This is a genomic window from Actinoplanes sp. NPDC051861 (assembly GCF_040681145.1).
GTDB lineage: Bacteria > Actinomycetota > Actinomycetes > Mycobacteriales > Micromonosporaceae > Actinoplanes.
The window spans coordinates 160877-178873 of sequence record NZ_JBFAYE010000007.1; the positions used below are offsets into that span (position 1 = coordinate 160877).

Annotated in this window: 14 protein-coding genes; 3 read left to right on the plus strand and 11 right to left on the minus strand. The window is 72.3% G+C overall.

The window, feature by feature from the left end:
* Positions 1-222 precede the first annotated feature (222 nt).
* The 6 genes from AB0M02_RS21270 to AB0M02_RS21295 form a co-directional block, all read right to left on the minus strand.
* A complete protein-coding gene (locus AB0M02_RS21270) occupies positions 223-912 on the minus strand; it encodes a 4'-phosphopantetheinyl transferase superfamily protein (protein ID WP_364229186.1) in 690 nt (229 codons plus the stop codon).
* A gap of 391 nt (positions 913-1303) precedes the next feature.
* Positions 1304-2257, minus strand: a complete 954-nt coding sequence (locus AB0M02_RS21275; protein WP_364229187.1) for an SMP-30/gluconolactonase/LRE family protein — start codon at positions 2255-2257, stop codon at positions 1304-1306.
* A 144-nt stretch (positions 2258-2401) separates the two neighbouring features.
* Positions 2402-4618: a bifunctional diguanylate cyclase/phosphodiesterase gene (locus AB0M02_RS21280; RefSeq protein WP_364229189.1), complete on the minus strand. Its 2217-nt coding sequence runs from the start codon at positions 4616-4618 to the stop codon at positions 2402-2404.
* Positions 4619-4652: 34 nt separating this feature from the next.
* Positions 4653-6098 (minus strand): GGDEF domain-containing protein, encoded by a 1446-nt coding sequence (locus AB0M02_RS21285; RefSeq protein ID WP_364229191.1) that lies wholly within the window; start codon positions 6096-6098, stop codon positions 4653-4655.
* Positions 6099-6170: 72 nt separating this feature from the next.
* Positions 6171-7439, minus strand: coding sequence for a vanadium-dependent haloperoxidase (locus AB0M02_RS21290; protein ID WP_364229193.1), 1269 nt, complete (start codon positions 7437-7439; stop codon positions 6171-6173).
* A 71-nt stretch (positions 7440-7510) separates the two neighbouring features.
* On the minus strand, positions 7511-8026 hold the full coding sequence (locus AB0M02_RS21295) for a hypothetical protein (protein WP_364229195.1): 516 nt from the start codon (positions 8024-8026) through the stop codon (positions 7511-7513).
* 292 nt (positions 8027-8318) lie between these two features.
* Here AB0M02_RS21295 and AB0M02_RS21300 point away from each other — a divergent pair, with 292 nt between their 5' ends.
* The 3 genes from AB0M02_RS21300 to AB0M02_RS21310 all read left to right on the plus strand — a co-directional run bounded on the left by AB0M02_RS21300 (position 8319) and on the right by AB0M02_RS21310 (position 10866).
* A complete protein-coding gene (locus AB0M02_RS21300) occupies positions 8319-9194 on the plus strand; it encodes an AraC family transcriptional regulator (RefSeq protein ID WP_364229196.1) in 876 nt (291 codons plus the stop codon).
* 22 nt (positions 9195-9216) lie between these two features.
* Positions 9217-9585: a VOC family protein gene (locus AB0M02_RS21305; protein WP_364229198.1), complete on the plus strand. Its 369-nt coding sequence runs from the start codon at positions 9217-9219 to the stop codon at positions 9583-9585.
* A 153-nt stretch (positions 9586-9738) separates the two neighbouring features.
* The gene (locus AB0M02_RS21310) at positions 9739-10866 is read left to right on the plus strand and encodes an LCP family protein (RefSeq protein WP_364229200.1); all 1128 of its coding nucleotides are present in this window, start codon (positions 9739-9741) and stop codon (positions 10864-10866) included.
* 4 nt (positions 10867-10870) lie between these two features.
* Here AB0M02_RS21310 and AB0M02_RS21315 read toward each other — a convergent pair whose 3' ends face one another.
* The 5 genes from AB0M02_RS21315 to AB0M02_RS21335 all read right to left on the minus strand — a co-directional run bounded on the left by AB0M02_RS21315 (position 10871) and on the right by AB0M02_RS21335 (position 17978).
* On the minus strand, positions 10871-12700 hold the full coding sequence (locus AB0M02_RS21315) for a RiPP maturation radical SAM C-methyltransferase (RefSeq protein WP_364229202.1): 1830 nt from the start codon (positions 12698-12700) through the stop codon (positions 10871-10873).
* 1 nt (position 12701) lies between these two features.
* The gene (locus AB0M02_RS21320) at positions 12702-13007 is read right to left on the minus strand and encodes a hypothetical protein (RefSeq protein ID WP_364229204.1); all 306 of its coding nucleotides are present in this window, start codon (positions 13005-13007) and stop codon (positions 12702-12704) included.
* 49 nt (positions 13008-13056) lie between these two features.
* Positions 13057-15849, minus strand: coding sequence for a BTAD domain-containing putative transcriptional regulator (locus AB0M02_RS21325; RefSeq protein WP_364229206.1), 2793 nt, complete (start codon positions 15847-15849; stop codon positions 13057-13059).
* Positions 15850-15941: 92 nt separating this feature from the next.
* Positions 15942-16286: a hypothetical protein gene (locus tag AB0M02_RS21330; RefSeq protein ID WP_364229208.1), complete on the minus strand. Its 345-nt coding sequence runs from the start codon at positions 16284-16286 to the stop codon at positions 15942-15944.
* 108 nt (positions 16287-16394) lie between these two features.
* Positions 16395-17978 (minus strand): serine/threonine-protein kinase, encoded by a 1584-nt coding sequence (locus AB0M02_RS21335; protein WP_364229210.1) that lies wholly within the window; start codon positions 17976-17978, stop codon positions 16395-16397.
* Positions 17979-17997: the final 19 nt, after the last annotated feature.

Here is a 17997-nt window from a genome sequence, read left to right on the forward strand (position 1 = left end):
GTGATCCGGGCGTTACCTTATCCAATGAAACTGTCGTTCTGCCCGATGACCTGTCCGATATTTCGGGTTTATTGTCTAACATCGTGTTGGTCACCATCCCTGCCATGAGCGAAGTTCACTATGTCCGGGTTGATGACGTCCTGTCACCTCGGCAAGGGCGGGTTTGGCGGTTTCGCCGGTCAGGAAAAATGAAAACAATGAACCTTGGGCGCCGGAATTCCGTTACCGGCGGAATGCGATCCGGCTCGGTGCCGAAATCCGCCGCGCCGATACTTCGGCGATTTCCGGACTGGTGGCGAGAGCGGCGAAGTAACCCGGTTCCAGGTCCAGATCACGCACCCATACCGCAGCGTCCGGCCATCCCGCCGGGCGCGGTTCGACGGACACCAGGTCCCGGTCCGCACGTATACCGGTCAGCGGTACCGTCATCCCGTGCCCGGTCAGCTTGACCACGGCTTCCTTGCGGGCCCAGAGCCGCAGCACCGCCCGCTGACGCTGTTCGGGGCTCAGGTCCGGGATCTCACCCTCTGCCGCGAGATGCTCCGCGACTCCGGCCGCGTCGCCCAGCCGCTGACCGGCCTCCAGATCCAGCCCGACCCGCCCGCTCGTCGTCCAGGCGAGCGCGACCAGGGAGCCGGAGTGCGAGACCGAGTAGTCCACGCCCGGCAGCGACGGCTTCCCGTGGCTGTCGTCGCCGCAGTGCGCGCACCTCCGCTCGATGACGACGTCCTCGGGCGCGACGCCGAGCAGGTGGGCGCCGAGCGCTCGCTGCAGCGCCCGCGAGGCCAGCCAGAGCCGGCGTGCCCCGTCGTGGCTGAACCGGCGGGCCGCCTCGTGATCGCCGGTGGTCAGATGCCGCCCGGAGGCGGCGACGAGACCCGCCGCTTCCCCGGACACCACATCGACTCGCATCACCCGCCACCCTAGGCCCCACCCCGCCCATCCCACCGCCCACCCACGACCACCCAGCGTGTGGAGTTCGGCCCACCCCTCAACCCCAACTCCACACACCGGTCCGAGCAGCCGCGGTGTGTGGAGTTCGGCCCACCCAGCGACCCCAACTCCACACACCGGTTCGAGCAGCCGCGGTGTGTGGAGTTCGGCCCACCCAGCGACCCCAACTCCACACACCGGTTCGAGCAGCCGCGGTGTGTGGAGTTCGGCCCGCCCAGCGACCCCAACTCCACACACCGGTTCGAGCAGCCGCGGTGTGTGGAGTTCGGCCCGCCCAGCGACCTCAACTCCACACACTGGTCCGAGCAGCCGCGGTGTGTGGAGTTCGGCCCACCCAGCGACCCGAAATTCACACGCTGGTTATTGCCAGGTCGGGTTCGGTCAGGCTGCCGAGGACTACTACGCCGTTGCGCTCGGCGGCCGACGTGACGAAGCCGTAGGAGCCGTCGGAGGAGCGCAGGTCGTGGACGAGGGTGCCGTCCTGTTCGAACGCCATGGCCCAGGCGATCGGCACGGCCTTGGGGCGGACCGCCTCCGGCAGGTTCCACACGAGCAGGCGCAGGAAGCCGGGCAGCGGGAGCAACCGGTCGAGGAGGGCGTTGCGCGGCGCCGCGATGCCGACCCAGAGCAGGCCGTCGCTGCCCAGGTACATGTTGTCGGGGAAGCCGGGCAGGTTGTCCACGACGACCTCGGTGTCACCGCCGATCCAGTGGCGCTGGACGCGGTACCCGGCGGTCTCGGCGAACAGCAGGTGCGACTCGTCCGGCGCGAGCACCAGGCCGTTGGCGAACTTCAGGCCGTCCAGCACGGTGGTGACCGTGCCGTCCGGGTCGCGCCGCAGCAGGCGGCCGGTGCACGAGTGCTCGAAGACGTCGCCGAGGTGTCCGGCCAGGTCCCACGCGGTGCTGGAGCTGGTGAACCAGACCGTGCCGTCCGACGTCTCGACCACGTTGCTGGGGAAGGCCACCTCGGCCAGCACCGTCACGTCGCCGGTGGGGGAGACGGCGAGCAGCCCGCGGTCGTGGTCGCAGACGAGCACGCCGCCGTCGGAGCGCGCGTGCAGCCCGAGCGGCCGTCCGCCCGTCGAGGCGAGCACTGTCCGCTCACCCGTGGACGGATCGATGCGCACGATCCGGCCGTCGCCGGTCCCGCACAGCACGTTGCCGGCGCTGTCGAAGACCACGTCCTCGGGGCCGGGACCGCCGGTCGGCAGCTTGCGCAGGACCTGGAGCGGAGCGGTGGGGCCGCCGTCGGCGATCGCGGGCGGCCGCCAGCGTTTGGGGTGAATCATCCGCCTGGTCATCGTTCACATCCGCCGGATCGCGATCCACACCGCGGCCACGAGTGCGACGACCACAGCGAGACAGACGACCAGGGACCACATCGCCACCATGAGGGCGCACTTTAGACGGATCTCACTTGACGAAACAGTCTTGAAACTTCGTGATCATCTAGCTAATGCGGGTGCGGCGAGAAGCGCCTCGACGTCCTCGGCCGGCATCGGCCGGGCGAAGTGGAAGCCCTGCGCGTTGCGGTAGCCGAGCTCGACCAGCCGCCGCGCCTGCTCCTCGCTCTCCACGCCCTCGGCGACGATGTGCAGGTCCATGGTCGCGGCGATGCCGGCCAGGGCGGTCACGATCGCCTCCTGCTGCGGTGAGCCGCCCAGCCCGTCGACGAACGACTTGTCGACCTTGATGGCGTCGACCGGGCAGGTACGCAGCAGTCCCAGTGACGAGTGCCCGGTGCCGAAGTCGTCGAGGGCGATGAACATGCCCTGCGCGGACAGCGCGTTCACGGTGGCCAGGGCGTGCCCGCCGCCGAACACCGCGGTCTCGGTGATCTCGATGGTCAGGCTGCCCGGGTCCAGGCCGTACTTGGCGAGCGTCGTGGCGACCATGGCGGGCAGGCGCGGGTCGAGCAGCTGCCGGGCCGAGACGTTGACGCCGACGCGGGGCGCCGCGGGCCCGTACCTCTTCTGCCACCGCGCGGCCTGGGCGCACGCCGCGTCGAGGATCCACGCACCCAGCTCGATGATCGTGCCGGTGTCCTCGGCGACCGGGATGAACTCGCCCGGCGACACCACCCGCCCGTCCGCGCGCCGCCAGCGGACCAGAGCCTCGACCCCGTTGATCCGGCCGCTGGGCAGCGAGACGATCGGCTGGTAGAGCAGGTGGAACTCGTCGTCGGCCAGCCCGCGGCGCATGTCGGCGGCCATCTGGCTGCGGTGCGTCACCTGCTGTTCGAGCGCGGCGTCGTACCGGATCGCGGTGGGCCCGACCCCCGCCTGGGCGGACCGCAGCGCGATGCCCGCCCGCCGGTAGAGATCGGCGGCCTCGCCGTCGCCGCCGTCGGCGACACCGACCGCGACGTCGAGCAGAACCTCCTGGCCGTCGACGTGCAGCGGCTCGCGGCCGAGCGCGAGCAGCCGGTCGACCGGCGCCGCCGTGGCCGAGCCGGGCAGCAGCAGGCCGAACTCGTCACCGCCGACCCGGGCCACCACGGCGCCGGGACCGGCCACCTCGGTGACCCGCGCGGCGAACGCGGCGAGCAGCAGATCGCCGGCCGTGGTGCCGAGGCTCTCGTTGACCGAGCGGAACCCGATCAGGTCGATCAGCACGACGGTACGGGCACCGGCCTGCCCAGCGATCGCGGCGGCCAGGTGACGCCGATTGTGCAGACCGGTCAGCTCGTCGTGCTCGGCGTGGTGGGTGACCGCGTGCAGCAGGATCGCGTTGTCGGCAATGGCGAACGCCTGGCGCGCGGCGATCAGCACGAGCATGACGGCCGCGCCGGTCACGAGGGTGGCGCCGATGTGGCCGGTTCGCGCGTACACCGCGACGATCAGCGCGCCGGCCAGCACACTCGCGAGCAGCGGCACGGTGGTGTTGCGCCGGTACGAGATCCGCGGGATCGCCGGGACCCGGTCCTCGCTGGTGACCTTGGCGGCCATCGAGCACATCAGGCCCGCGGCCGGGAGCACCGCCGCGCTGCCGTTGAGGTGCGGCCACGGGCGCAGCACGTCCATCAGGATCACGGACAGCGGCGCGGCGATGGCGATCGGGCTGAGGAACCACAGCGCCGGCCACGGCATCGGGTTGGTGCGCGACATCATCGCCTTGAGCACGATCACGATGCCGGCGACGGTGATCGCCATGACCGCGGCGTTCAGCCGGACCGCGGACGGCTCGTCGCCGAGCGCTCCGTCGAACCAGCTCAGATACTCGGAGCCGGCCATCACGACGGCCACCGTGACGACGGTGACGTCCAGGACGGCCGTCGCCCGCTGGCGCCAGGTGCGGGTGCCGGCGGGCAGGCGTACGAGAGTGGTGGCCGCGACGGTGGACGCGACCATGTAGATGATCATGGTGCGGGCGCTGACCGGTGGCACGCCGGTGGCCGGTCTGGTCAGCACGTCGGCGGTCTGGCTGATCGCGGCGGCCAGCATGCCGCTGCACGCCCACGAGAACCGCCGCCAGAACGCGCGCAGCGGCCCGTCGAGGGTGGCGGCGGTGAGCCGGCAGACGACGAAGGCCAGGATCAGGCCGAGCGCCGCCGGGATCCACACCAGCACCTTGGGGAAGGCGATCTGGGTGCCGAGGGCGATGAGGCCGATCTCCGCCAGCATCACGGCGGCGGCGGCCACGGCAGCCGCACGGATCCTCATACTCACCCCCTCACGCACAGCATCGATGCCGGATCTATCGGCCGGAGGCCGCGCCACTTGAGAGTGCCTTTCCCGTGTACATGGCCGCGTCGGCCCGCGCGACGAGCGCCTCCCGGTCGATCGTGTCGCCGGGTCCGGCGCAGGCTGTGCCGATGGTCACGCCGAGCGTCACCGGCCCGGGGGTGAGGTCCATCGGCTCGCGCAGGGCCTGCTCGATGCGCTCCCGCAGGTCGCCGGCGGTGGCCTCGCGGCGGACCACGAGGAACTCGTCGCCGCCGAGCCGGGCCACGGTGTCGCCCGGCTCGGTCACGGTTCGCAGCCGGGCCGCCACCGCCTGCAGGGCCTCGTCGCCGACCTGGTGCCCGTACCGGTCGTTGACCGGCTTGAACCCGTCGAGGTCGCAGAGCAGGACGGTGAGACCGCCGATCTCGCCGCGCCGCAGGGCGGCCAGGGCGGTCTCGATGTCGGCCAGCACGTGCCGCCGGTTGCGCAGCCCGGTCAGCTCGTCGTGGGACGCCTGGTAGGCGAGCGTGCGCTCGGCACGTTCCCGCTGGACGGTGAGCCCGCGGATCCGGAACAGCACGAGCGGGATGACCATCAGGGTGCCGACGGCCAGCAGAAGATCGGCGGAGTCGCTGCCGCGCAGGATCTGCACGGCCGAGATCAGCGGGTTGACACTGAGGGCGGCCGCGAACCAGCCGAGGTTCGCGCGATCGCGGGGACGCGCGCCGGCGTCCGCGGGTTCGGTCACCGCGTACGCTCCCGGAAGAAGCGGCCCCGCAGCAAGGGTGAGAAAGGCGACCAGCCAGAGCCCCGCCGCCCACCGGTTCTCCTGCCCGGCGGTCGTCGCGCCGAGGCTGATCGCCACCAGCGTCAGGGCCCCGGTCGCGAGCAGGTAGAGCATCGGGCCGCGCCCCGGGCCACGCGCCGTGGACATCCGCACGAACCCGCCGATCACGCAGCAGAGCGTGAGGACGTCGACCAGGAGCAGCATCTGGCCCATGCCGGTGACCGCCGGCGACAGGTGCGGCTGGATCACCCACACCCACACCGGGCCGCCGGCGCAGAGCCCGAGCAGCGCCCCGTCGAGGATGCCGCTGATGTCCGCGGCCATCCGGCGGCGCACGGCCATCGCCGTGCCGATCAGGAACAGCCCGTGCGAGACGGAGAGCGTGAGGTCGGGCCCGCCGGTGCCGGCCGCGCCGAGGTGCCCGTCGCGGACGTGGGCCGGCCAGGCCACCTGCGCGGCGACCAGCAACGCCAGGCCCATGATCGCGATCAGCCAGGGGCGGCGGTGTCCCAGGTGCCCGCTGCTGAGGGCGAGGACCCAGGTGAGGAACGGGAACACGGCGACCACGGTCTGCACGACGGGGCGGCCGTCGTGCCCGGCGACCTGATAGGCCACCAGACCGCCGGCCGTGGTGAGCAGCAGCAGGAGATGCACCGGCCAGGCCGGCGCATCAGCTCGCGGCCAGCGCATGGCGCCTCCCCTCCTGCCGCTCCGACCCCGTTCCATCGGCGGCGGATGCGGGAAGTTGAGGCCCCCTCGGGGTCAGCTGGGGCAGGCGCCGTGGTGCGTGGGCCCCCGGGTGGTCAGCAGGCCGGTGGCGACGACCTCGCTCGCCACACCGCGGCCGAGGGACTGGCCGGCCTGGTCGCTGAACTCGAAGTGCTGCCCGCCGAAGACACGGGAGCGGCCGGCCTCGGCCGCGGCGGCGGAGAAGCCGGGGTACGAGCGAGCGGTGCCACCCGGAGCCGAGTCCGTGGCGTGGGTGAAACCGATGGCGTCGTCGCAGAAGTAGAGGGCCAGGACGGTGGCGCCGGCACTGCTGTAGGAGCTGTGGCCGGAGACGTACTCGGGGGTGCTCCCGGCGCTTCCGGCCCGCGCGGCCCACGCCGGGTTCGCGACGGTGACCGGGTTCCCGTCGGTGTCGGCCTCGCGGATCGCCGTGGTGGGACGCCAGTGGCGGTACGCGTACTTGGTGGCCACGGTGGCGACCGTGGTGTCCGCCAGGGCCATCGTGAGCAGGGCCGTCAGGCGGGACTGGTCGGGCAGGGACAGAGCGCGGGCGTGCGAGACGGACAGGGCGATGCGCAGCCACTCGCCGGGCGGCTGGTCGGAACCGGCGGGCAGGGACCAGTACTGGAAGGTCGCCAGCAAATCCGCGTCCGGCAGGGCGGCGTCGCCGAGGACCGCGGTCTCGGCGAAGGCGCCGGCGTAGCTGACGCTCGTCAGCGCCGGGGGAGCGGCGGGGACGTAGCGGGCCGGGTCGGCGACGGCGAACGGGGTGACGTCGCGGTACTGGACGCCGGACCAGGCGGCGCGGAAGACACCGGGTCCGGTGCCGGCGGGCTGGGACTCCACCGGTGTGGAGCCGTCGGTGGCGCGGGTCAGCACGACGGCCTCGCCGACGGTGCGGCCCCAGGTGGCACCCTTCGTGACGGCGGAACCGCCGGGCAGCCGGGCCAGGTCGGCGGCGAGCCGCGCGTCGTAGTCGGCGGCGCGGGCCGGGTCGAGGCGGGTCAGCACGGCGTGCGCGGCGGCGGAGGCGGCGGCCTGGCGGTCGGCGCCGTGCGGTCCCGGCCCGGCGATCACGGCCGGGGCGCGGTGGCCGCCGAGGCCGTTGACCGCGTCGTAGAGGGCGACGTTGACCATCGCGTACATCCGGGCGGCGTCGGCGTCGGTCGCGCGGGTGACGCGGACGGCGTTCAGGGCGAACTCGTTCCAGACGCGGACGCTGTCCAGGTCGGTGCGCGGTGGCGCGGTGGCGGCGGGTGTGCCGAGGAGGGTCAGGGCGAGGACGAACACCAGTTTGTTCATTGACGCGCCTCCATTCCGGACCACCTTGCACCCGCCGTGGCGGACGGTGTGCGCAGCGTCGCTGATCGGACTCAGGGCGTGATGGACAGACGGGCGCCGGTCAGGGTGATGTACCAGGCGGAATCGGTGAATCCCGGCCCGGTCTCGGGGCCGATGTAGGCGTCGATGTGCTTCGGGCCGCCGAGCCCGGGGGTGAACTCGTCGGTGATCCGCCAGTCGGCGTCGCGCAGCGCGCGGCAGACCTCGGCGGCGGGGGAGGAGCCGTCGTCCTGGTGGCCGCAGGCGGTGACGGTGAAGCGGGTGCCCTGGGGCAGCACGGCGGGGTCGGCGGCGGCGGAGACGAACGGGGTCAGCACGTTGCCGTCGCTGGATCGCGGGGCGGAGTCGAGCCAGAAGCCGATGTCGTAGGACCAGTTGAGGTACTTGCCGCTCGCGGTCAGTCCGGTTCCCTCCTCCTCGACCGCGTCGACGAAGTCCGAGGGGTAGGAGCCGAGGTTGTCGTCGCCGTGGGAGCAGTCAAGCTTTCGGCAGCCGGTCACTTCGGTGTTCTCGTCGGTGTGGAACCGCTCGACCGCCGTATAGTACACCGTTATTTCCCAATTTATTGAGATTTGAGAGGTCGGTGAAGGCGAAGGCGTAGACGTGGGGGACAAAACGGACGCCGAGGGCGATGGGATGGAGGGGGAGAGGGAGGAAACCGGCTCAGGATGCCGCTCCGTCCCGCACCCCGCCAGCAGGACGACGAGGAGAACCGGACCGGCGCGCACGCCGGAAGCATCTCAAGTTTCGCCCGCTCCCGGCGGATGATCGGATCGGACCGGTGCGGTCGGGCGCCGGGGCCGCCCCGGCAGCCAGGCTGGACGTCGAAGGGAGGCCACCGTGATCTCAGCACTCAACCGGCTCGTCGACCTCGTCGAGGAGCAGCTCACCGGCGAACTCGACGTCGCGCGGCTCGCGAGCGGCGCCGGCACCACCGAGTACCACCTGCGGCGGATGTTCTCGTCGCTGGCCGGGATGCCGCTGTCGGAATACGTCCGCCGCCGCCGGATGACGCGGGCGGCCGCGGACGTCGTCCGCGAGACGGACGACCTGCTCACCATCGCGGTCCGGCACGGCTACGGGTCCACCGAGGCCTTCGGGCGTGCGTTCCGGTCCGTGCATGGGGCAGGGCCTTCAGAGGTACGCCGTAACGGCGGCCCCCTTCGAACACAACCCCACCTCAGGTTCCGCCTGACCGTCGAAGGGACACTTCCCATGGACACCCGCATCGTCGAGCGCCCCGCGTTCCGCCTGGCCGGGCACGCCACCCGGGTTCCGCTGATCCACGAGGGCGTCAACCCGCACATCCAGCAGCACATCGCCTCGATACCGGCCGCCGAGCACGGCCGCCTGAAGGCGCTCGGCGACACCGAGCCGGCCGGCCTCCTGCAGGTCACCGACGACTCGGCACCGGACGCGGCGGAGGGCACCGAGCTCACGTACCTGCACGGGGTGGCGCTCGCCGCCCGTACCGAGGTGCCGGACGACCTCGACACCATCGAGGTGGCGGCGGGGCGGTGGGCGGTCTTCCGGACGTCCGGCCCGCACCCGGAGGCGCTCCAGACAGCGTGGGCCGCCACCGCCACCGAGTGGTTCCCGTCCAACCCGTGGCGCCTGCGCCCCGGCCCGTCGATCGTCGCCGTCCTGGACCGCGCACCGGACTTCAGCACCGCGACATGCGAACTGTGGATGCCGGTGGAGCCCACCGGCACCTGATCCACGGGCTATACATGGGTGCATGCTCACGGGAATTCGCAAGGTGCGCATCGGGGTCCGGGACCAGGAGCGCGCCAGGAGGTTCTGGACCGAGGTCATGGGCTGCGAGGTCGCCCAGGACCAGACGTACGGTGACGAGCGCTGGCTGGAGGTTCGCCTGCCCGACGGCGTCCTGCTGATCCTGGAGCTCGCCGACCCCGACCCGGCGCCACCCGGGCAGCCCAACACCCCGGTCTTCCTCGCCTGCGACGACGTCGACGCGACGTGGCGCGACCTGGCGGACCGGGGTGTCTCGTTCGCCCAGGAGCCGATCGATCTGCCGTTCGGCCGGTGGGCCCTGTTCGAGGACACCGAGGGCAACCGCTTCCCCCTGTCGGCGCCCGGCACCTGACCGGCCCGTCCCCACCGCCCGTCCCCGCCGGCTCGCGAGCAGAAACAGACACGTCCAATAGGGACTGATTTCGATCCGCACGCGATGTTCGTACGTTTGCCTGTACATGCGATCATGCGGGATCGTTGAGCGAGCCGGTAATGGGGGGAACGGGTGACCAAGTCCGCGAAGCGCCGCGCACCGCTGTGGTCGAGGCTGACGCTCGTCTTCGGGTGTGTCTTCCTCGTGCTCAGCGGCGCCACGCTGGTCACCGGTCAGGCGCTCATGTCGAAGTACGCGGGGGCGGTCACCGACAACACCCTCCTCGACGAGCAGCCCGCCGAGGCCGCGACGAAGAAGGACCTGAAGGGCCCCCTCAACATCCTGCTGGTCGGCATCGATCCGCGTGACGAGAGCACCGCCCCGCTCTCCGACTCGATCATCGTGGCGCACATCCCCGAGGACCGCAGCCGGGCCTACCTGTTCTCCATGCCCCGCGACCTCTACGTCGACATCCCGTCGTTCCCGAAGGCCGGCGTCAACGCGCACCAGGCGAAGATCAACGCCGCGATGGCGCTGGGCAGCCAGATCGGCAACGGGAAGTACGACGTGAAGCAGGGCTTCCAGCTGCTGTCGAAAACGGTCAGCGGCGCCACCGGCATCAAGAAGTTCGACGCCGGTGCGATCATCAACTTCGGCGGCTTCAAGAAGATCGTCGAGGCGATGGACGGCGTCGACATGATCATCGACCAGGACGTGGCCTCCGAGCATCTGCAGCCGAACGGCAAGCCGCGAGCGCGCAAGCCGTCCTGCCAGGGCCATCACCGCTGCTCCCGGCCGTACACGGGACCGCAGAAGCAGTACAAGAAGAGCAACAAGCCGGTCCACCTGGAGGCGTGGGAGGCGCTGGACTACGTGCGCCAGCGCTACGGCCTGCCGCGGACCGACTACGACCGCCAGCGGCACCAGCAGCAGTTCATCAAGGCCATGGCGAAACAGGCGATGAGCAAGGACGTCGTCACCGACCCCGGCAAGCTGCTGAAGGTCGCGGGCGCGGCGGGTGACTCGCTCACCTTCGCCGGTGGACAGCACAGCATCGTCGACTGGGCTCTCGAGCTGCGTAGCATCAACACCGACGACATGACCACCATCAACCTGCCCGGCGGTGGCTATCAGCCCAACGGCGACTACCTCGGCGAGAAGTTCTACCCCGAGGTCGACGAGTTCTTCGTCGCGGTCCGGGAGAACCGGGTGGCCGAGTTCCTGCTGGACCACCCCACCTTCGTGAACAACGAGGGCTGAGCTCTCACCGGCCGCCGACGGCCGGCAGCGCCAGGGCGAGCGCCCGGTCGCCGTCGAGGACCATGAGCCCGCGCCGGGTGAACTCCTCGACGGCTTCGCGTATCGCGGCGGCGGGCGTGTCGGTGCGCAGCCGGTTGCGCACGGCGGCCACCGTGACCGGGCGGTCCACGCAGGCGAGGTAGATCTCGGCGAGAGTGTCCCGGAACGTGTAGGTGCCCTCGTGGCCGGGCCGCGTGCCGTCGTACACCTGCAGGTATCCGGGCGACGACCAGTACGTCAGCGTGGGCGGCGGCCCGGTTTCCCACGCCGCGGACCAGTCGGCGACGGCCGTGCGGATCCCGTCGTAGGCGGTGTCCGGCAGGTCACCGGGCTGCGGCTGCCACGTGAAGAAGTAGGCGACCCGGTCGAGGTCGACGGCATGCGGATACACGTACCGGTAGCTGGGTTCCGGTGCCGGGGCTGCGGCCTCGGCGTACAGCGGGCTGAAGCGCTCCAGCCAGATCCGGCCGGCGCTGCCCGGCGGCTGGAGATGGCGCAGGCGCGGTACGAGTGCCGCCTGCTCCGCGTAGTCCTCCGGCGTCTCGCCGGGAAAGCCCCACAGCACGTTCCAGGCCACGTCGATGCCGTAGTAGCGCGCCCAGCGCAGCAGGTTGATGTTGCGCGCCGCGGTCGTGCCCTTGCGCATCAGGCGCAGGACGTGCGAGCTCAGCGACTCCAGTCCCGGCTGCAGGCTGGTCACCCCGGCCCGGGAGAGGAGCCTGAGCTGGGCCCGCGTCAGCATCGCGGCGGTCTCGTAGAAGATCTGGTAGCCGGCGGCGTCCTCGATCAGCCTGGGGAACACGTCCCGCAGGTAGCGCATGTCCAGGATGTTGTCGACGGCCTCGAAGCGGAAGCTGCCGTAGCGCCGGGTCTGATGGGCCAGCTCGTCCAGCAGCCGCTGCGGCGACTTCGCGCGGAACCGCATGCTCGCGCCGTTCAGGCCGCAGAACGTGCAGTGGTGCCGCTGGCCCCACCAGCAGCCGCGGGCCGACTCGAACGGGATCCACACCGTGCGGTGCGCCGTGGGGCGCTGCAGGCCGAGCCGCTCGGCGCGGGCGAAGTACTCGCTGTAGTCCGGTGGCGGCAGCTCGTCCATCGCGGCCGGTGCCGCCGGCGGGGTCACCACGACCCGGTCGCCGTCGCGGTACGCCAGCCCCGGCACGTCCGCGAGACTCTTGCCGCTCGCGATCGCGGTGAGCAGCGCCGGGAGCGACCGGTCGCCCTCGCCGACGACTGCGGCGTCCATCGCGCCAACCGTGCGGACCAGCTCGGGTCCCATCTCGCCGTCGAAGTTGGCCCCGCCGAACACCAGGAACAGGTGCGGGTAGCGCCGCTTCAACCGGCGTGCCAGGGCGAAGGAGGCGGCGTTCTGCTGGAACGTCGAGCTGAACCCGACCACCCGCATCACGTGCCACGGGAACGCGTCCAGCAGGCCGTCGAGGAACGCCGGTACGACCCGCCGGCGCAGGTCGAGCAGAGCGGTCCCGCCCAGGTATCCGAGATCATCGGCGAACTCGTCCGGCAGCCGTCCGGCGGGGTCGGGCGCGTCGTCGCCGAACGCCTCGACCGAGAACAGCCACTCACCGACCATCGGGCCGCGGTGCTCGGCCAGCAGGCTGTATCGTTCGGCGCCCAGCAGGGCGGCGAGGTCGAGGTTGGCGTGCAGGGTGTGCGCGGGGAAGCCGTGCGCCTCCAGGACCGCCTTGAGCAGGCCGAGCTGGATCGAGGGCCGGTCCGCGGCCATGAACGGCATCGAGACGAGCACGACGGGACAGCCGGCGGCGGTCCCCGGCATGTCAGTGCCGGCCGATCCGCATCAGCCTGGTGACGCGGTCGGCCCGGACGCCGCTCGGCGGCGCGTCGGCGGCCGGGATCTGCCCGGGTGTGAAGGCGCCGGCGAACTGCTCGGAGAACGAGGGCACCGGGTCCACGTCGACGACGAGCGACGGGCTCGCCTCGTCGATGGCCGCGGCGCCGAGCGCCACGATGGCCGACAGCAGGGCGCGTTGCGTGTCGGGCAGTTGCAGCCCGTCCAGGGCCTGCGCCAGCCCCAGGATGTCGTCGTCGCTGATCCGCAGTTCGGCCATAGTGGACTCTCCCATCGCGTGTCCCTGGTTCAGCTTGCAAGCCCGTGGCGGCCGGGACAAGGGCTCATCGCAGTGCCGGAACCGGGTCGAGTGCCAGCTTGGCGCGGACCTTGTCGGCGTCCGGGTGCCCGAGCCGGTCCAGGATCCGCAGGCAGCGCCGCCAGGCGTCGCGGGCGGGCTCGACCTCGTCCGCTGCCCGGTGGGCGTCACCGAGCGCGGCGAGGACCTCCGCCTCGCTGTAGCTGTCCTCGAACTCCCGGTACAGGCGCACGGCGTCGCGGTAGCAGGCGACCGCGTCGGCGTGGCGGCCGAGCCGCTCGTTCACGTACCCGAGGCTGTCCGATGTCTCGGCCTGTCCGAAGCGGTCGCCGATCTCGCACTGCAGGTCGAGTGCCCGGCGGCAGTGGTCGAGCGCGGTGTGGTGGTCGCCGAGCACGGCGTGGAACCAGCCGATCGCGTTCAGCGCCCGTGCCTGCCCGGCGCGGTGCCCGGCCTCGACGTATCTCGCCAGCGCCTGCACGGCGTGCGGCAGCGCCTCCGCGTGGCGGCCCTGCCGGTCCAGCATCCAGGCGTGGTGGCGGTGGACGTGCCCCTGCCCGGCCGGGTCCGCGGTGTCCTGATAGAGACGGAGCGCCTGCTGCAGGTGGACCTCCGCGTCGGGGTAGCGGCCGAGCCGGACGTACGCGCACCCCAGGAACCGGTGTGCGAAGGCCTGCCGCACCGGGTCGCCCATCCGGCGGGCCGCCGCGACGGCCGCGCCCAGCACGTCGACGGCGTCGTGGAAGTGGCCCTGCCCGCCGAAGAAGTGCGTGAGGCCCGCGGCGATCCGCCAGACGTGCGGGTCGAACCCGGTTGTCTGGCGTACCACGGCGAGCAGGACCGGGAACTCGGTGGTGAGCCAGCCGAGCGCCTGCGCGCGGTCGTGCGGCAGGTCGGTGGTGTCCGGCCGCGATCGGGTGGGCCCCTGCGCCACGGGCTCCTGGTACGGGTTGAACAGCTCCCCGGCGTGCGTGACCCGGTCGATGTAGTGGCTGAGCAGCCGGCGGCGCGCGGCGGCCCGCTCGGTTCGCGTCTCGTGCGTCCCGGTCAGCTCGCGGGCGTACGCGCGGAGCAAGTCGTGGAACGTGTACCGGCCGGGGGTGCGCTGCCACACCAGGTGGGCGTGCGCGAGTTCGCGCAGCAGGGACCGGGCCTCGGGCGCCGGGATGCCGGCCAGGCTCGCCGCGGCGGGGCGGCCGATGTCCGGGCCGGGATGCAGGCCGAGCAGCCGGAACAACCGGGCGGCGGGCGGGGTCAGCCGGCCGTACGACCAGGAGAACGCGACACGGGCGTCGGTCGCGGCGTCCTCTCCGGACAGCTCGTCCAGCCGGCTGCGGGCCCGGCCGAGCTCGCCGGCCAGCACGGACAGGTCGAACGTGGGGTGCGTGGCCGCTCGCGCGCCCACCACGGCCAGGGCGAGCGGAAGCTTCGCGCACAGCTCGATGATCTCGTGCATGCCGTCCGGGTCGGCCGCGGCCCGTGCCCGTCCGACCCGGTGCGCCAGCATCTCGTGTGCCTCGTCGGTGGTGGGCAGCTCCAGCGTCAGCGACTCGGCGCCGCCGGCCACCAGGCCGGAGAGCTGGTCCCGGCTGCTGATCACGGTCAGGCAGCCGGGGGTGCCGGGCAGCAGGGGGCGCACCTGCTCGGCGTCGCGGGCGTTGTCGATCACCACGAGCAGCCGGCGGCCCGCCGACAGGCTCCGGTACAGGCCGAGCTGTCCTTCGACGTCTGCCGGGACCGCGTCCGGCGGTACACCGAGGGCGCCCAGGAACGCCCGGATCGCCGCGTCGGGCCGTACCGGTGACCCGGCCGGCCCGTACCCGTGCAGGTCGATGTGCAGCTGACCACCGTCGAAGCGTCCGGCGACCCGGTGCGCCCAGTGCAGCAGCAGGGCCGTCTTGCCGACACCGGCCGTACCCGAGACCACGCACACCGGCGGGCCGTCGTCCGCGGCGTCGAGGAACGCGTCGAGCCGCGCGATCTCCGCGGCCCGGCCGCTGAACGGGCGGGGCGGCGCGGGCAGCTGCCGGGGCGTCGGGTGGTCGCGGCGGTGCACGGGCGGCGCGGCCATCGCCGGGTCCTGGGTGAGGATCGCCGACTCCAGCCGGCGCAGCTCCGCGCACGGGTCCAGCCCCAGCTCGTCGGCGAGCGCGGCCCGAAGCTCCTGGTACGCCGCCAGCGCGTCCGCCTGCCGGCCGCACCGGTACAGCGCCGTCATCCGCCGTCCCCACAGCTGCTCGCGCAACGGGCTCTCCCGGCACAGCCGGTCCAGCTCGGCGATCAGCTCGGCGTGCCGCCCGCACGCCAGTTCCGCGTCGATCCAGGTCTCGGTGGCGGACATCCGCTCCCCGGCCAGCCGCACGGCCTCACCGGCGAGCCGTTCACCGTCCGAGTCGGAGAGCCGTTCGCCGCGCCACAGTGCCAGCGCGGCGCTGAGCGCGGCGGCGGCGTCGGCGGGTGCCCCGGCGGCGAGGCGCGCCCGCCCGCTGGTCGCGAGCGCGCGGAACCGGTCGATGTCGACCTCGACGCCGTCCGCGACGAGCAGGTATCCCGGCGGCCGGGTGCGGATCACGTCGCCGCAACCGGCGGTGGCCAGGGCCTTGCGGAGGCGGGAGACCAGGACGCGTACGGTGAGCGCGGCCGACTCGGGCGGGTCCTCGCCCCAGAGCGCGGCGACGAGGCCGGCGGTGGGCACCACCCGGCCCGGGCTGACCGCCAGCATGGTGACGATCACGCGCTCCTTGGCCGCGCCGATGAGCACCGGCCGGCCGGCGAACTCCAGCTCCAGGGGGCCCAGCAGGCGAACCACCAGCCGCATCGGCTCACCGTACGCCGAAGCCCGCGGCCGGGCTGTCGGGAAAGCGCGCCGTCCCGCCGCGGCCGTGGCCCCGGCGGGATGCGCGGCCGCCCTCATCCGAACGGGTTCCGCTCCACCCGGTAGGTCAGCGTGTAGTGCGCGTCGTCCCAGTTGAAGACCGCGGTCCGAATGCCCGTCCCGGCCTGCGACTCGTTGACCTCGTGCACTCCCAGCGCGTCGTCCGAGTCCGGCCAGTCCTCGTCGAACAGCGCCAGATGCGACAGCCCGTTGACCGGCAGGACGAGGCCACGCAGGTTGCGGGTCTGCCCCTGAGCGATCTCCTCACCGTCCTCGCCGCCCCAGACCCGGCCCCCGTTGAAAACCAGGTAGATCTCGTCGGCACCGTTGTCCTCGGTGCGGTGGCAGATGAGGTCCATGAACTGCACCAGACTGGCCATGACTTTCCTCCGATGAATCCTCGGCTCCGGCGGTACATCCGCCGCGCTCTGTCTGCATCGAAGGTCCGCCGACCCGGTAGCGCCGGTGTTGCGCGAACGTTGCGCCGCTCAGGACGGGGACGGGGACGGTAGCCAGCCGCGGTCGACGAAGCTGAACGTGGACAGCGGTGCTGCGTCGCCGACCTCCTCGACGAAGAGGATGCGGTCGGTGGGGTCGAACTGGACGAAGCCGTACGCGTCGTTGTAGATGTGGAACGTCGGGCGGCCCCGGTCGTCGACGCCGTCCTTGGTGCGGTCCAGGGAGAACAGGGTGGCCTTGGTGGCGTCGCACGTCGTCGCCACCAGTCGTGCCGACTCGTCCGGGATGATTTTGACGCCCAGGCAGGTGTTGTCCTCGCGGGCCGGGTCGCGCAGGGTGCGGATCAGGTAGTCGACGCCCACGCGGATCAGGGCGAACTCCGATTTTGGCCCGGTGCCGTCGCCCGCCCCGGCCTCGGTGAAGTGCACGTCCATGGCGAGGTCGCGGTCCGCCTCGGCGATGTGGATCAGGGTACGGCGGTTGCCTCCCATGATCGCTTCGAGGCGCTCGTCGGGGGTCACCGGCTCGGAGGGCGGCGGCCGGTACTCGGTGGGTGACGGCGAGACCGGCGGGCTGCTGTCGCCGTCCGCCGCCTGGCTGGTGTCCAGGGGCAGGTAGCGTGCCGCCGCCCCGGCGGCACCGGCGACGACGGCGACCGCCACCGCGGCGGCGACGACCGGCCAGCGGCGGCGCCGTGCCGGGCGGACCGGGTCCGGGCCGGGCACCGGCGCCTGCGCCGGGGAGATCGGCCGGGGTGCCGCGACGGTGGTCGCGGCCGGGCTGACCGGGCGGGCCGAGGCTCCGGCGATCAGCATGTCGAGCAGGTCGCGGGCGGTGGGCCGTTCCACCGGGTCCTTGGCGAGGGCGAGTTGCACCGCGTCGCGCAGTGACTCCGGCACCCCGGTCAGGTCCGGCGCCTGGGTGAGGATGCGCATCGCGGTGGCCGCCGCGCCGTCCGCCGCGAACGGTGTCCGGCCGGTGGCCGCGTACGTCACCACGGCGCCCCACGCGAAGATGTCCGCCGCCGCGGTGACCGGCCGCCCGTCCGCCGCGTCGAAGCGTTCCGGAGCCATGTACGAGACCGTCCCGACCATCTGATCGGTGCGGGTGTGCTGGCTGGTCGCCTCGAACGCCCGCGCGATCCCGAAGTCGATCACCTTGATCCCGCCGCGGGCGAACAGCACGTTGCCCGGCTTCAGGTCCCGGTGGATGACGCCGGCGCCGTGGATGGCGGTCAGCGCTGTCGCGATGCCGACAGCCACGCTGTGCAGTGCCGCACCGCTCAGCGGCCCCCGGTCGCGCACCTCGGCCGCCAGGCTGGGCCCGTCCACGTACTCGACGACCAGGTAGGGCGGCTCGTGGTCGGGATCCGCGTCCAGCACCTCGGCGGTGGAGAACGGTGGCACCTGTTTGGCCCGGTTGACCTCGCTGCGGAACCGCCCGCGGAACTCCGCGTCGTCGGCGAACTCCGGCCGCACCATTTTGATCGCGACCTGCCGCCCGTCCTGGTCGCGCCCGAGGAAGACGGTCCCCATCCCGCCCTCGCCGAGCCGCCCGACGAGCTCGTACCGGCCAAGCCGGGTCTGGTCACCCGCACGCAGCGGCATGCTCATCTCGTTTGTCCCCCTTCGC

What these genes read in the sequence shown, in the direction of transcription:
- AB0M02_RS21330 (WP_364229208.1), bottom strand. Translation starts at nt 16,286, where the DNA reads ATGGCCAGTCTGGTGCAGTTCATGGACCTCATCTGCCACCGCACCGAG.
- AB0M02_RS21285 (WP_364229191.1), bottom strand. Translation starts at nt 6,098, where the DNA reads ATGCGCTGGCCGCGAGCTGATGCGCCGGCCTGGCCGGTGCATCTCCTG.
- AB0M02_RS21280 (WP_364229189.1), bottom strand. Translation starts at nt 4,618, where the DNA reads ATGAGGATCCGTGCGGCTGCCGTGGCCGCCGCCGCCGTGATGCTGGCG.
- AB0M02_RS21315 (WP_364229202.1), bottom strand. Translation starts at nt 12,700, where the DNA reads ATGCCGGGGACCGCCGCCGGCTGTCCCGTCGTGCTCGTCTCGATGCCG.
- AB0M02_RS21320 (WP_364229204.1), bottom strand. Translation starts at nt 13,007, where the DNA reads ATGGGAGAGTCCACTATGGCCGAACTGCGGATCAGCGACGACGACATC.
- AB0M02_RS21270 (WP_364229186.1), bottom strand. Translation starts at nt 912, where the DNA reads ATGCGAGTCGATGTGGTGTCCGGGGAAGCGGCGGGTCTCGTCGCCGCC.
- AB0M02_RS21305 (WP_364229198.1), top strand. Translation starts at nt 9,217, where the DNA reads ATGCTCACGGGAATTCGCAAGGTGCGCATCGGGGTCCGGGACCAGGAG.
- AB0M02_RS21325 (WP_364229206.1), bottom strand. Translation starts at nt 15,849, where the DNA reads ATGCGGCTGGTGGTTCGCCTGCTGGGCCCCCTGGAGCTGGAGTTCGCC.
- AB0M02_RS21335 (WP_364229210.1), bottom strand. Translation starts at nt 17,978, where the DNA reads ATGAGCATGCCGCTGCGTGCGGGTGACCAGACCCGGCTTGGCCGGTAC.
- AB0M02_RS21275 (WP_364229187.1), bottom strand. Translation starts at nt 2,257, where the DNA reads ATGACCAGGCGGATGATTCACCCCAAACGCTGGCGGCCGCCCGCGATC.
- AB0M02_RS21290 (WP_364229193.1), bottom strand. Translation starts at nt 7,439, where the DNA reads ATGAACAAACTGGTGTTCGTCCTCGCCCTGACCCTCCTCGGCACACCC.